Annotated in this window: 10 protein-coding genes; all 10 read right to left on the bottom strand. The window is 34.8% G+C overall.

From position 1 onward, the window contains the following. Positions 1–297: 297 nt before the first annotated feature. Positions 298–1,371: an endonuclease gene (locus K319_RS0111060; RefSeq protein ID WP_002977387.1), complete on the bottom strand. Its 1,074-nt coding sequence runs from the start codon at positions 1,369–1,371 to the stop codon at positions 298–300. 266 nt (positions 1,372–1,637) lie between these two features. Further along, positions 1,638–2,435 (bottom strand): phosphatase PAP2 family protein, encoded by a 798-nt coding sequence (locus tag K319_RS0111070; protein ID WP_034671679.1) that lies wholly within the window; start codon positions 2,433–2,435, stop codon positions 1,638–1,640. A 143-nt stretch (positions 2,436–2,578) separates the two neighbouring features. After that, on the bottom strand, positions 2,579–4,639 hold the full coding sequence (locus K319_RS0111075; RefSeq protein WP_002977380.1) for a heavy metal translocating P-type ATPase: 2,061 nt from the start codon (positions 4,637–4,639) through the stop codon (positions 2,579–2,581). A gap of 30 nt (positions 4,640–4,669) precedes the next feature. Continuing rightward, positions 4,670–5,122, bottom strand: coding sequence for an MgtC/SapB family protein (locus K319_RS0111080; protein ID WP_002977378.1), 453 nt, complete (start codon positions 5,120–5,122; stop codon positions 4,670–4,672). Positions 5,123–5,143: 21 nt separating this feature from the next. Beyond that, positions 5,144–7,102, bottom strand: coding sequence for an LTA synthase family protein (locus K319_RS21870; RefSeq protein WP_002977376.1), 1,959 nt, complete (start codon positions 7,100–7,102; stop codon positions 5,144–5,146). 160 nt (positions 7,103–7,262) lie between these two features. Then, a complete protein-coding gene (locus K319_RS0111090; RefSeq protein WP_002977374.1) occupies positions 7,263–8,156 on the bottom strand; it encodes a cation diffusion facilitator family transporter in 894 nt (297 codons plus the stop codon). A 27-nt stretch (positions 8,157–8,183) separates the two neighbouring features. Next, positions 8,184–9,062, bottom strand: a complete 879-nt coding sequence (locus tag K319_RS0111095; protein WP_027383732.1) for a bestrophin family protein — start codon at positions 9,060–9,062, stop codon at positions 8,184–8,186. 17 nt (positions 9,063–9,079) lie between these two features. Then, positions 9,080–9,823, bottom strand: coding sequence for a methyltransferase family protein (locus tag K319_RS0111100; RefSeq protein WP_002977370.1), 744 nt, complete (start codon positions 9,821–9,823; stop codon positions 9,080–9,082). A 59-nt stretch (positions 9,824–9,882) separates the two neighbouring features. Then, positions 9,883–11,196 (bottom strand): efflux RND transporter periplasmic adaptor subunit, encoded by a 1,314-nt coding sequence (locus K319_RS0111105; protein WP_002977368.1) that lies wholly within the window; start codon positions 11,194–11,196, stop codon positions 9,883–9,885. Between the two features lie 4 nt (positions 11,197–11,200). Continuing rightward, a complete protein-coding gene (locus K319_RS0111110; RefSeq protein WP_002977367.1) occupies positions 11,201–15,565 on the bottom strand; it encodes a CusA/CzcA family heavy metal efflux RND transporter in 4,365 nt (1,454 codons plus the stop codon). Between the last annotated feature and the right edge of the window lie 81 nt (positions 15,566–15,646).

Consider the following 15,646-nt stretch of genomic DNA (forward strand, 5'->3'; position numbering starts at 1 on the left):
ATCTTTGAAAAAACAAAAATCCCCACAAACATACGCCTGTGGGGATTTTCTATATTTTGTTAATTAATATTAATCAATAACTACTTAACTTCTTCTAATATAATAACTACTATAAATCAAATAGTTATATTTTTATGGTACAAATATGGTACAAAAAAGTTATTCTTTATTTATGTATTAAATATTTACACATAAAAACCTTCTCAACTAATGGGAGATATTATAATTTACAATCTAACCAATATTATAATTTTTTTGACTTAGAACAGTATTTTATAAATAATCTTTTTTATTGATTTATTTTATAATAAACTTTGTATTCAGATCGCCAGTTTTCAAAATATAAATACCCTTAGGAAGATCTGTAAGAATAATTGTATTATCTTTTTGAAATGGATTTTCAATTGTCTGTACTAATTGACCAGTCATATTATAAATCAAAGCAATTTTATATTGTCCTAGATTTTTTCCGCCTAACACATAAATCTTATTATCTTTTACGGGATTAGGAACGATCACAAGACTTTTTGACAAATCTACATCTGCAACTCCCATATAAGCACCCCAAATTAAAGCGACGAACTCAGGACGATCGATGTATGGATTTCTATTACCTTGGTAAGTGAATGCCGCATTATTTCTTGCTATCTCAAAAGGAGAAACAGGATCTAAATTATTCCACTCGAGTAATTGTTTTAATTCCCATGTCTGTAAGCCAGGGTAGGCTGTACTACCTAATATGTTTCCGCTGCTGAAACCTGATAGCTGCGTCTCGTATCTGGTTACAAAATATAATATCATTCTGGCAATATCACCTTTAAACTCATCAATTGGTTCAAAAACAGTCCCCGCATAACCTGCAGATACTGAACTTCCCAGTTTAGAACCGTTTAGTGATGTAAATGAGGTTGATCCTACTTTTCCAAAAGGATAATTTGATCGCATTCCGTTGACTTTTCCGTCAGTAGGTGTAACAAAATGGACATCAGATCTCATCGGTAAATTCTGATTAAATAAACTTTGCGGTACGACATGTTCTCGGTTGTAACAGTCTCCTTCAACACTATAATTTCCACATTGTTTGACTCCATGATTATAAATATATGGATCTGTTCCTGTCGGATTTTCAGAATACATATCCATTACAGTTCCATCATTTTCGTAGAAATAATCCCTATCTGTGCTTTGAAAAGCTGTCAGCAAATTGCCATAGCCATTATCTTGGTGGCCGTTGGTAATGATAGTTTTCAACTTTGACTTTAAAGAAGCTCCTGATAATCCCGCAGTGCCATCATAATAGTTTGACGGAGCCTGTCCATAAACAGAATTTAATACAAGGCTTACCAAAAGAGTTAGTACAAGTTTTTTCATTTTGATTTAAATAAAGGGTTAATATTATGGTTTAAAAAATTTGTTGATAATTTGTCATTTTCCGTCATTATGAGTGTGTGTTTTTTCCGAAGGATGCGAATGAATCTTAACATATTTGATATTAAAATTGTATACCTGATGAATTACCAAAAGGAGCATAAAAAGAAGCCAGCCAACAATAAAAAAAAGATCTTGAGAAGTAAGCCTGTGCTTACCTCTTCGAATAATTTTTCTTCTAAAACGTCGTTTAAATCCCATGTTCTAAATTAGAAGGTTATCTGATAATTAATCCCAAAAGTATTGCTATGACCATTCTTTTGATAAAGAGGGGCAAGCATAGAGACAGATTTTTTGTTTTTATTAGCTGATAAAAACATATTGATTTTCGGAAATAGCCAATAAGCTAATTCGGTTGAAAGTATTCCTACCCCAGCGCCCGCTACTACATCTGTTACCCAGTGTTTCTTATTAATAACTCTGTAAACACTTGTGAATATTGCAAATGGATATCCTGATAAACTGAGCCAATAATTACTGTCTCTATATTCTCTATACATAAACTGCGCTGTTGAAAAAGCAATTGCTGCATGCCCAGACGGAAAAGACATATTGTTGGATTTATCTGGGCGTTCTTCTCCAATTAAATATTTTGAAGGTATTACGATTGCTGTCGATATTAGCTGCGATGTTGCAAGAATAATTGTTCTTTCTCTTAAATTATGCTTGCCTTTCAAACCTGAAATATTAAATCCATAAACCATCACGGCAGGTATGAATTGGGTATAATTATCCAATGTAGAATTATGAAGATTATGGTCTTTTACTTCTTTTCGTACTCCTGCATCAAATTCTTTCATTTTAGGAATAGCGAAACTCATCGCTCCTATGGATATTAAACTTGTAGGGGCTATAAGTCTCTTATAACTAAAATTATTTTCAGGTTTTTGGACAGCAATCGTATCCCCAATTTTTTCACTTACTGTTAAGCTATCCTGTGCTAAAGCCAAATTGCATACTAGCATAAAAAAAAGAACTGGAATCTTATTTATAATATTGATTATCATTGCATTAATTGAAAAATTAGAGTAAATAGTTTTGTTGAATATTTTCAATAAACAACCTGTTCTCGGTTTGAGAACTTTATTTTAATTGATATTTGTTGGAACTTTTCTTAAGTGATTAGTGAAATTAGAATGCTATGTTATTTTTATTTGAAATTCATTCGTTGGATGCGTACAGCATTTAGAATTGCAATCAATGCAACACCTACATCTGCAAAAACAGCTTCCCACATTGTTGCCAATCCTCCGGCTCCAAGAATTAAAACAATTGCTTTGACCACAAATGCTAAAATGATGTTCTGCCAGACAATTCTTTTAGTTTTTTTGCCAATGTTAATAGCCATTGGTATTTTTGAAGGTTTATCATCTTGAATCACGACATCAGCAGTCTCAATGGTCGCATCACTCCCTAAGCCGCCCATGGCAATACCGACATCACTTAAAGCAACCACTGGGGCATCATTAACACCGTCACCAACAAATGCAACGCTCTCATTTTTGGATTTTATTTCTTTCACCTTGTTCACTTTATCCTCAGGAAGAAGGTCACCGAAAGCGTTGTCAATTCCTATTTGTTCTGCGACATATTTTACAACGCTTGTTTTGTCACCACTAAGCATTGTTGCCTTTACATTTAAATTATGTAACAGTTCTAAAGTTTTTTTAGCATCGTCTTTAATACTATCAGCGATAGTTATGTAGCCTGCAAATTTTTTATCATAAGCAATTGCAATAACGGTGTAAACAATTTTTGAAGGATCAACATCATATTGAATATTGAACTTATCCATAAGCTTGAAATTCCCTACGAGTATATCCTTACCGTTGATTACAGCTTTAAGACCATGACCTGCAATTTCCTCAGAATTCTCAACATTAATTGATGTATCCAAATCGCCAACATATTCGTGGATAGCAGTTGCCACAGGATGGGTACTCTTGCTCTCTACAACATTAACCATCTTAAGGATTTCATTTTTATCAAATTCTGATTTAATATCGACTTCCTGAACTTTAAATACTCCTTCCGTCATAGTACCGGTTTTATCCATCACAACATTTTTTATTTCGGCAATCTTATCTAGAAAATTACTGCCTTTAAATAAAATTCCGTTTCGACTTGCTGCACCAATACCTCCAAAATACCCTAAAGGAATTGAAATGACTAAAGCACAAGGACAAGAAATTACCAGAAAGATCAAAGCTCTGTATAACCAATCTCTAAAAATATAATTATCGACAAAAAAATATGGAATAAGACATATCAGTACTGCTAACACAACAACAATCGGAGTATAAACTCTTGCAAATCTTCTTATAAACAGCTCCGTAGGTGCCTTCTGCGCAGTCGCATTTTGAACCAATTCTAAAATCTTACTGAGTTTACTGTCCTCATAAGCTGTATTGATTTTTACCAAAGCAACACTATTCATATTAATCATCCCTGCAAGAACAGTCTCTCCTTTATTTTTTGTATCAGGTTTACTTTCGCCGGTTAGTGCTGCCGTATTAAAAGATGCTGAATCTGAAATAAGCTCTCCATCCAAAGCAAGTTTTTCTCCAGGTTTTAACTGTATGGTTTGCCCTATCTCTGCATTGGAAGCTTTAATAGTTTTTGTTTCGTTATTTTCAATAATTGTCACCTCATCCGGTCTTTGATCAAGAAGAGCTTTAATATTACTTTTTGCTCTTGTTACTGCTAGTGTTTGAAAAACTTCCCCTACAGCATAAAATAACATAACAGCTACACCTTCAGGATATTCACCAATTATAAAAGCTCCTATAGTTGCGATACTCATCAAAAAGAATTCAGAGAAAACATCACCATCCTTAATGCTTTCAAAAGCTTCTTTTAAAACAGGAAGCCCGACAGGGGCATAAGCTGCTGCATACCAAACAATACGAATCCAATCTTTAAACCAGTCTGGTTTAAAATAATTATCTAACGCAATTCCCAACAGAAGCAATAACAATGAAACTATTGCGGGAAGGAACATCTGAAAAGTACTCTTATCACTATTGTCATGATCGTGGTTATGTCCATCGTCATCGGAATGATGCTGTACTTCTTTCTTTACATTTGTTGAACAACAGCCATTATCCTCAACAATGAGTTTTTTGGCTCCTGCATCCTTATAAATCTTGCCTTCCTGAGGCGTACAGCAAAGCTGGTTACCTTGCTCATCGTAAGTGTGTTGATGTTTCATAGAAGTATATTTTAAGTGATTTTTAATTTTTTATTTTAAATTTTTACTTTGCTCCTTCTTTGCAATCCAGTTTTTATACCATTTGAATTTATTCAGGCTTAATACAAAAAGGGTGAGAACAGTTGCTAAAAATGACAATAAAAACATATTTAAGGCAAGAGCCGCTCCAATAGCTGACGCTGCCCATAGTGCTGTAGATGTTGTTAATCCCTGCATATTGCTTGATTTATCTTTTAATGCTAATCCAGCACTTATAAATCCAAGTCCTGCCGGAATTGCTGCAAGCATTCTGGCTATCGCTGATTTATCATCTGTAAGATGAGAGGCAACCGCAACAAAAAGACAAGATGCCAAGCAAAGAATAGCAAACGTTCGTATACCGGCATCTTTATGAGCTGCTTCTCTTTCATAACCTATAATGCTGCCGAATAATATAGATAGCAGCAATTTGCCTGAAAGAATAAGTTCAAATTTTATATCCATGTTGTATCTAACATTACTTGATTATTTTTGTTTCAAACCTTGATTTTTATAGAGATAATATGCAGTTTGATAATTTGCGACAGCCTTGTTAATATACTGATCAGAAAAAATCTTTGGTATCTGTTGATTTTGCGTTTTATTATATAAATAAGCTTCCACTTTCTGCTGAGGGCTCAATATCACAAGTTTATCGTTTTCCATATATCCCAACTTTTGATAGGTACTTACAAAAATTCTAGGAATATAATTGTCGCTCAAAACATTCTTACCATAAAGGTTACTTCTGTAGTTCCATCCCATTAAATCAAATAAAGTTGGATAAAGATCAATTTGTGAACACATTTTTTCAATTTTTAAAGAGTTTTGGTTCGGAAGATTTATAATCATTGCTGGGATATGATATTTGGAAATATCAATTTCATTTTTACCTGCGCTACTTGCGCAGTGATCAGCTACAATCACAAATACTGTATTTTTAAACCACGGCTTACTTCTAGCTTTTTTAAAGAATTGTCCGATAGCATAATCTGTATATTTTATTGCACCTTCCCTACCCGAACCGGATGGTATATCAATTTTGCCATCAGGATATGTAAACGGACGGTGATTGGAAGTGGTCATCACAAAATCATAAAAAGATTTTCCTTGTTTATATTTCTGGTCTGCCTGTTTAATCACTTGATTGTATAAATCTTCGTCACAAATCCCCCATGCATTTTCAAACGTAATTTCTTTCTGGTTGATCGGCGTCCTCAATGCCTGATAGTTTTCTTTTGCCAAAGGATTTCTCTTCTTATCTATAATATCATATCCGTTATTTCCAAAATATTTATTCATATTATCAAAATATCCATCTCCTCCATAAATAAATGTGTTATCGTAACCTTGTGCACTAAAAATTGAGCCTATAGTTGTAAGATGATCATTATCTTCTCTTCTGACAATACTGTTGCCTGGCGTTGGTGGGACAGCTAACGACAAAGCCTCCATTCCACGCACTGTTCTGGTTCCTGTAGCATACATTTGTGAGAATAAAATGCCACCGCCGGCTAAAGAATCTAAATTTGGAGTAAGCCCTTGTTTATTCCCGAAAGTACCCATAAAGTCCGCGCTGAAACTTTCCATTGTTATCATTATAACATTTGGCTTTATAAGATTTTGTTTGCTGGATATTTTTCGTTCTATAGAAAGGTTATTTGAGAAAAATCTTTGATTATCGTTCAAATCAGTTCTAACTATTTTAAAAGCGCTTTCGTTATCAATTAGTTTGTAAAAATGATCGTAATTGATTTCATTGTTTTTATAGGCGGAGAAAAACGAATAAATTCCTGCCTTAGAAATTTCATTTTGATAACGATTGACACTTTTATCTGCTAAACTATTACTGATAAACAAAGAGTATATTATGGTAAGGCAGAAAAATCCTAAAAAAACAATTAGTCTAACCGAAAATTTATGTTGTCCGTTAAATGAAAAAAAGAATATTTTGCTTTTGTAAAACAAAATAAATATTAAGGTCATAAGCAGAAGTATCGATGATATCAAAACGGGTAAAGGGTAAGACTCATTTATGTTATTAATAACTTCGTAAGTATATACCAAATAATCTACAGCAATAAAATTAAATCGGCTCTCAAACTCCTGCCAAAATGTAACCTCGGCAAAAAATGAAAATAAATGTATAAGAAGAAAAATAATAAAAGTGCTGTAGGTAATAATTTTATTGAATAAAGACCTTATGTATTTCTGAGGAAAAATCAATAGATAAAAACTGTATGGTAGCAGAAAGAATAATCCAACTCCAAAGTCAAACAAAAATCCCAGAAGAAAAATTTTCATTATAGGTAACAGAGATAAATCAGCCTTTTGAAAACTGACTGCTAAAAATCCAAATCGGAGAAGTAAAGACGATACCAGATAAAATAAAAAAGAATAAACCAGTAATGTGTAATTGCCCCAATAGTTTTGTTTTAATTTCATATATCTAAATATTTGAAATGATTAATTGCGTAAAAAAATACGTAAGTATGTAATTCATCTTGAATAGACCCAGATTTTTATAATTCATAGTCTATTTGATGTTTTAGAAATTTTCCCATTTACTTATTTCATCTATTAATGCAAGATGGCACAACTGCTATTATAGATGAACCTCCCCCTCTTGGTGCCCTTCAGTTTCAATTTGGAATGTAGTATGGCTAATTTTAAATTCAGAGGTGGCTTTATCTGACAAATTTTTCAAAAGTTTATTGAGATCTTCCTGATGGTCGGCTACTACGTGGGAACTCATCGCATTAACGCCGGAAGTCAATGACCAAACGTGGAGATCATGAAGTTTAATAACTCCTTTTACAGATTCCAAAGAATTTCTAAGCTCTTCTATATTGACATCTTTTGGAGTTCCTTCTAATAAAACATTCACAGCTTCTTTCAAGAGCTTCCAGGTTCTCGGAAATATTAATAACCCTATCACAGCGGAAATAAGGGGATCAGCATAATACCATCCTGTCGTCAACATAATAACTCCGGCAATCATTACTCCTACTGAGGTAAGCGCGTCAGAAAGAACCTCAAAGTAGGCACCCTTCATATTTAGGCTTTCACCTGAATCTTTTCTAATAATCATGATTCCGATAATATTCACCAGCAAGCCTATTCCGGCAACGATCATCATAGCTGTGCTCTGTACTTCAGGGGGATTTTTGAACCTTTGCCATGCTTCAAACAATACATATACAGAAATTCCCAACAGAACTACCGCATTGATTACTGCCGCCAGAATTTCTGTTCGGTAATAGCCGAATGTTTTCTGTGCATCGGCTTTTCTTTCACCAATTTTGATTGCTATAAAAGCAAGGAATAATCCGACCACATCAGTAAGCATATGAGCTGCATCGGCAAGTAGCGCAAGACTTTTAGTAGCTAAACCGCCAATAACTTCGGCAATCATATAAGTGCCACTTAAACATAAGACAATTAAAAGATTTCTTTTATGTTTTGCAGAAGCCGAAATATTTTTATTCTGATCGTTCATAACACTAAGATTTGTATTAGATTAAGCCTACATTTCATAATAGCTTGTACTCACTTCTTTAACTGGTACATTCTTCTCTCCGATCATTTGCAAAAGATTGATTTCAATTGTTTTTGCTAATGATGTCATTGGAGTATCTACCGGTGTATTTTCAAAGGGGTCCTGCATTATGATTGCTGTTTTCTCAATAGCTATAAAAATCACAGGTACAATAATTGTCGTGGCAATCTCAACACCAAGTTGTGAGTCTTCCAGTCCAAATGGCAGAAGAAATGCAAAAACGTAAATCAATGTATGCAGCAAAATGCTGTAGGCACGAGGGAAAACAGTATTTTTTAAACGCTCACATTTTCCCATACTGTCACAAAACCTGATGACCATATCGTTCATCTGTACCAATTTGTATTCAGATAAATTCTCCTGTTCTGCCAATTTCCTAAGGTGATCAGAATGTTTATCTAAAAGGGCATTGGGAATATTTAAAGCATTGATGTTTTGCGATTCTAAGTATTCTCTTACTCTTATTGAAAAAGGTACTTTTCTTAAACTTTCTCCTAAAGCATTCAGCCAGATGATATGTCGTTCTGCAAACTCAAATGTATCGTTTTCTGAGTTAGGGAAAAATTGTTTTATTAATCTCATAAATGATCTTGAATCATTCACAATAGCGCCCCAAACGGTTCTTGCTTCCCACCATCTTTCATAAGATTGTGCAGTCCTGAATGCTAAAAGTAAAGAGACAGCAGTTCCTAAAAGTGCAGGAATACTCAATGGTATGGTAATTTTTTTCAAAAAATCAATGTCGTCTAAAAAGCCTATTAGAAAAGCAAAGCTGACAATCAAAACGATCTGAAATTTAATCTGTTTAACAAAATACCAAACCGAAATTCTTTTGTTTAAAAGCATAATTGAGGATTTTTTAATTATTGACTAAATTTATTTTGCAACATTGTTTTACGTTTTTTTATTACTTTTAAAATAATGTATAGAATCATAGTAAGAATACAGCCTACAATAAAAATCATATTATAATGCGTATGTCTTAGGATAATTTCTCCGGTAATTTCAAAAACAGTAAAAATCAGAAACATGGCAAAAAGTCCGTTTTTTTCTTTTAATAGAACTTTTTTTAAACTGAAGCTAAGATGAGTATTTCTGAAAAGGTATAAATTCGGTATAAAAACCGGTACTTTATCAGCCCACTTAGTATATTGCTCTCCAAATTTTCTTTCTAAAAATTGCTCTTCAGCAAAAACAATCCTTTCATAATAGACCCAATAAAAAAACACAAATGAAATTACAAACCACAGATTTTCAGTAAACATCGCAAGCCCAAGCCACATAAAAAAATTACCTAAGTACAATGGATTTCTGGTTGTACTGTAAATACCTGTAGTGTTTAATTCATCTGCAACCTGCCCTGCTTTTGTATTTCTTCCTGAAGTATTATGCGGAGTAAAACCAACAGTATACACTCTTATAATCAAACCTAAAATGCTTACAGCTAAACAAAGCATCTCAAAGAAAAGTGAACAATCATTATCGTTTTTCAGCAAAACATTTTGGATAAAAACTCCTAAGCCAAGCGCCAGAACAATAATCGGCAAAAAACTTCTGTATCTGAACAGCCAATTTCCCTGGGTTTCTAATTCTTGTTTTAAAGGCATAACTAATATTTTTAAAATCAAGTGAAATCAAGATAGGATTTCACTTGATTATTGATTAATTAATGTCCGTGGTCTCCTGCATTAGAAAGCTTAGCATTCACGAAGAATGCGCCTTTTACCACAATTTTTGCATCAGGTGCAATTGCACTCACAGGCGTAATCGCTGTGTAACCCATATCTGAAGTCCCTTTTACCACTTCAATTTTTTCAAAATTCATTTTCTTAGCCTGCTCCTTTGCATGGTTTCCTGCTTCGGTTTCATTTTTGTGACCGTGTTCCGCCTCTCCTTCATCATGCCCGTGACCATGATCGTCATCTCCTTTTTCTTCAGCGTGCTCTTCCACTTTTTTAGAAGTTTGTACAAATACATAGAATTTACCATCGGCTTCTACAATAGCTTCATTTGGAACGGCGGGAGTTTGTGAATTTCCAAGGCTTACATTTCCTGTAATATTCATTCCGTCAATCAAGCCAGCTTTGTTCCCGGTAACCATTGCATGAACTGAAATCGTTTTACTTTCATTTTCAAAAGATGATCCGATGCTGTACACTTTTGCATTAAAGGTTTCTTCCGGATTGTTGGTGAGCTTAAACTGCACAATCTGACCAACTTTCATTTTGGGAAGATCTCTTTCAAAGACTTGTAAATCCAAATGAATTGAGCTGTTATCGATGATCTCCAAAACCGGTGACGATACATCAACATAACTTCCTATCTGTGCATTAATCGTACTAACTGTTCCGCTGATTGGCGATGTAATGACCAAGCCTGATCTTAGGTTTCCATTGCTTACTTTCCCAGGACTGATTCCCATTAGCTGTAATTGTCTTTGTAACGATGATCTCTGGGTTCTTAAACTTTTTAGCTCCGCATCAGAACTTTGCAGATTCTTTTTTGCTCCGGCATCATTGTCAAAAAGCTCCTTTTGCCTTCTGAATTCCTGCTCTGCATAAGTTATTCTGCTGTTAATAGTCAGATATTGTTCCTGTAACTGAATGTATTCAGGGTTACTGATTGTAGCAATAACCTGTCCCTGTCTTACATAATCTCCTATCTGAACGGTTAATGTCTTAATGACACCTCCATACAGTGAAGTGACCGTTGCCTTTCTGTTATTGGGTACACGAAGAACACCATTTGCCTTAATAGTTGAGGCTAAATCTTTCATTTCTAAAGTTCCAAGACTGATTCCTACAGATTTCATCTGTTCTTCAGTCAGTTCCGCAATAGTTTGCGGAGCTTCTTCGTGACTTTCTTCTGCCTGTTCTGTTTTTGGTTTCTCTTCTCCTTCTGCCGGAGCATCTTTTTTTCCACAGCTGACCGCTAGAATAGAAATTAAGGCTAGAGATACAATGCTATATTTGATTTTCATTTGTCTATTTATTGATGATTGAATTAATGATAACTACAGATTCGTTGACCTGTTGAATAGATTCCAGGTATTTAAGCTGAATATTGGTGGAAGTCTGCAGTGCAAAAAGATATTCTACATAAGAAATTTCTCCTGTTTTATAACCTAATTGTCCTGCTTTGGCAATTTTCTCAGCATTTGGAATCGCTTGATTAACGTAGTAGTCATACTGATTAACATTTTGCTGATATTGATTAAATGCATTTTGCAATTGCGCTTCAAGCTGCTTTTGCTGGAATTTTGCATTTGATTCTGCCATTTGTCTCTGATATTCATAAGACTGGATTCTTGCTTTCGTAGCTCCAAATGTCAAAGGAATAGAAACACCAATTGTTGCCGAATGAAACCTGTTTCCTCCATTGAAATACTGATCCATCCCGTTGATGGTTTGAAATCCTATCAATGACTGATTAGTATATCCGATGGTAAAGTCAGGAAGTCCCAAAGATTTTTCAACTTTCTTATTTTTTTCCGCAATCTGCATTTCCTGATAAAAAGCTTTTACGGTAGGATGCTGTGCAATGGCACTGCTGTCTAAAACATATTGTGCTTGTAGCGGATGATAGTTCTGATCAAATGGAACTGAAATATCCTCTTCAATATTTAGCAATGTTTTTAAATTTTTATAGGCATTGGTAAGATAAACCTCATTCTGTTTAAGCAATAAGTTGATTTCCCCTCTCTGTGTTTCAGCTGTATTGATTTCAATTTTTTTAATATCTCCGGCTTTAAACCTAACCGTTGCAACTCTGATAAAGTCATTGTATAAACTATCCAGATTGCTAAGCTTGGATTTATTAAATTGTAAATACTCAATTTGATAATAATACGTTCGAACCTGTTTCGCTAATTCATTCATAGAAACTTCCCTGTTGATTTGCTTTCCTTTAATCTGTTCCGCAATCAACTCTTTTCTTGCTTTGAACAAAGTTGGAAATGGAATCGTTTGGGAGATCGAAAATGATTGGTCAAATTTCTTAGAGTTATACTGCCCCAATTGAGCATCCACATTCATTTTCGGGAGCTCTTTGGACGTTGGAATCAATGCCTGTGTAGCTTTAATATCCAGATCTCTCGATCGGATTGATTGATTATTCTCAATAGCAGTACGTGTAGCTTCTTCGACTGTTATGGTTCTTCCCTGTTGTGCACTAAAAGTCTGTCCTAAAAATAAAAATCCTAAAACCACAATGGCGGTTACCGATTTGTTATTGATCTTTTTTAAATTAATCTTGGTATTAAAAATAATATACAACATTGGTAAGACAAATAATGTTAAGAAAGTCGCCGTAACCAAACCTCCGATAACAACTGTCGCCAAAGGTTTTTGCACTTCAGCTCCTGCACCTGTAGAAATAGCCATCGGTAAAAATCCTAATGAAGCTACTGTTGCAGTCATTAAAACAGGTCTTAATCTTGTTTTTGTACCTTCCATTACTCTTTTCAGAATATTGGTCTCGCCTTCCTTTTCCAATTGATTAAATGTTCCAATCAATACAATTCCATTCAAAACGGCAACACCAAATAAAGCAATAAAGCCAATTCCGGCACTGATACTGAATGGCATATCTCTCAATAATAATGCGAATACACCACCAATCGCACTCATAGGAATAGCCGTAAAAATTAAAGTGGCTTGCTTAAATGAATTAAATGTAAAATAAAGCAGCATAAAGATTAAGAATAGCGATACTGGAACTGCAATCATTAATCTCTTACTTGCTGCCTGAAGATTCTCAAATTGACCTCCATAGGTAAAATAATATCCTGCAGGAAGTTTTACTTCTTTATCGAGCTTTGATTGTATGTCCTTAACTACACTTTCAACATCACGGTCTTTCACATTGAAACCTATTACAATCCTTCTTTTTCCCGCTTCGCGGCTGATTTGGGCAGGCCCTAATTTGTAACTAATATTAGCAACCTGGGCGAGTGGAATTTGCGTTCCAGAGGCAGTAGAAATCATTAGATTACTAACATCGTCAATATTTGTTCTGTGTAAACTGTCTAATCTTACAACCAGATCGAACCTCCTTTCATTTTCAAAAACCTGACCTGCTGATTTACCTGCAAAAGCTGTACTTACTGCATTATTAACGTCTTCAATGTTTAATCCGTAATTGGCCATTCTGGTTCTGTCATACTCTACGTTAATCTGAGGGAGTCCGCTTACACGCTCAATTTGGGGAGATGTAGAACCTTTAACAGACTGTATTACCTTAGCAGTCTTATCAGCATAAATTGCCAGAGAATCTAAGTTTTCACCAAAAATTTTAACTGCAACATCTTGTCTAATACCTGTCATTAACTCATTGAAACGCATTTGGATAGGTTGGTTCTTTTCAAAGAAAACTCCAGGAATCACTTCTAATTTCTCTGAGATTTCATCAGCGAGTTCGTCATACGTTTTCTTTGTTTTCCATTCTTTCTGAGGTTTCAAGATAACCATCATATCAGTAGCTTCCGGTGGCATTGGGTCGGTAGGTACTTCAGCAGCGCCAGTTTTACCAACAACCATTTTTACCTCATCAAACTGTTTTATAATTCTTGAAGCCTGCATTGAAGTTTCAATACTTTGATTTAAGGAACTTCCTTGTGGAAGGATACAGTGGAATGCAAAATCGCCTTCCTGCAACTGAGGTATAAATTCACCACCCATTCTCCCAAAAACAAATATTGCTACAGCAAAGAGAGCTACGGTTCCTCCAACCAGCCAATATTTTATTTTTAATGCTTTTTCCAATAAAGGCTGATAAACTTTCTGAATTCTGTTCATCATTTTATCAGAGAAATTTTCTTTGTGGCTCATCTTTTTTGATAAGAATAAAGCACTCATCATCGGAATATAAGTCAATGATAAAATCAGAGCGCCCAAAATAGCAAATCCCACAGTTTTAGCCATAGGCGTAAACATTTTACCTTCTACTCCCACCAATGTTAAAATCGGAATGTATACAATTAGAATAATGATTTCTCCAAATGCTGCACTACTTCTGATTTTGGATGCAGAAAGAAAAACTTCTTCATCCATTTCTGCTTGGGTAAGCATTTTTTTTGATTTATTCAAGCCTAAATGATGTAAGGTAGCTTCCACAATAATAACTGCCCCATCAACAATAAGCCCGAAATCAATCGCTCCTAAACTCATCAGGTTAGCACTCACACCAAACACATTCATCATTCCTAATGCAAACAGTAATGATAATGGAATAGCTGATGCTACAATTAAACCTGCTCTTAAATTACCCAAGAAGATAACAAGTACGAAGATGACAATGAGTGCACCTTCAATTAGGTTTTTTTCTACTGTGTCGATTGCTCTTCCAACCAGGTCGGTTCTATCTAAATAAGGTTCAATTACAACGTCTGCAGGAAGAGATTTTTGTATAACTGGTATCTTTTCTTTAATTCTGTTCACCACTTCATTACTGTTGGCTCCCTTTAGCATCATAACAACACCTCCCACAGCATCGACCTGACCATTAAAAGTCATTGCACCATATCTCACAGCACTTCCCAGACGCACTTCAGCAACATCTTTTATGAAGATTGGAACACTGCCCGTATTATTTTTAACTACAATGTTCCCTGCGTCTTCTAAAGATGTTACCAAACCGATTCCACGGATAAAATATGCATTTGGCTTTTTATCAATATAAGCACCTCCTGTATTCTGATTATTTTTTTCGAGAGCGGTAAAAATATCAGATATACTTACGCCCATCGCTCTTAATCTGTCTGGATTTACAGCGACCTCGTATTGTTTTAACTGACCGCCAAAACTGTTGATCTCTGCAACTCCAGGTGTTCCATTAAGCTGTCTTCGCACAATCCAGTCCTGCATTGTTCGCAGTTCTTTAGCATCATACTTTTTCTCACTGCCTTTTTTGGGATGCAGGATATATTGATAAACTTCTCCAAGTCCAGTACTAACAGGGGCAAGTTCAGGAGTTCCAACACCTTGGGGAATTTCTTCTTCTGCTTGTTTTAATTTTTCAGTAACCAGTTGGCGAGCAAAATAAATATCTACCTCTTCTTTAAAAACAACTGTAATCACTGATAGACCGAATCTAGAAATACTCCTAGTTTCCTCAATATCTGGTACATTTGCGATACTTTGTTCAATTGGGAAGGTAACAAGTTGTTCTACTTCCTGTCCAGCAAGTGTGGGACATACTGTGATGATCTGCACCTGATTATTGGTAATATCCGGTGTAGCATCAATTGGCAGTTTGGTTGCGCTCCAAACTCCCCAAATAATCAATAACAAGGTCATGATACCAATGACAATCTTGTTCTTGATACTAAATCTTATGATTTTATCTAACATTGAATTTAATTTTTATTGGATTGCCCAAAGTTAAAATCAGTATAAAACTGAATTTAAAAGATGATGCAAAGATGAATAGGA

The sequence above is a fragment of the Epilithonimonas caeni DSM 17710 genome (assembly GCF_000426465.1).
GTDB classification, from domain to species: domain Bacteria; phylum Bacteroidota; class Bacteroidia; order Flavobacteriales; family Weeksellaceae; genus Epilithonimonas; species Epilithonimonas caeni.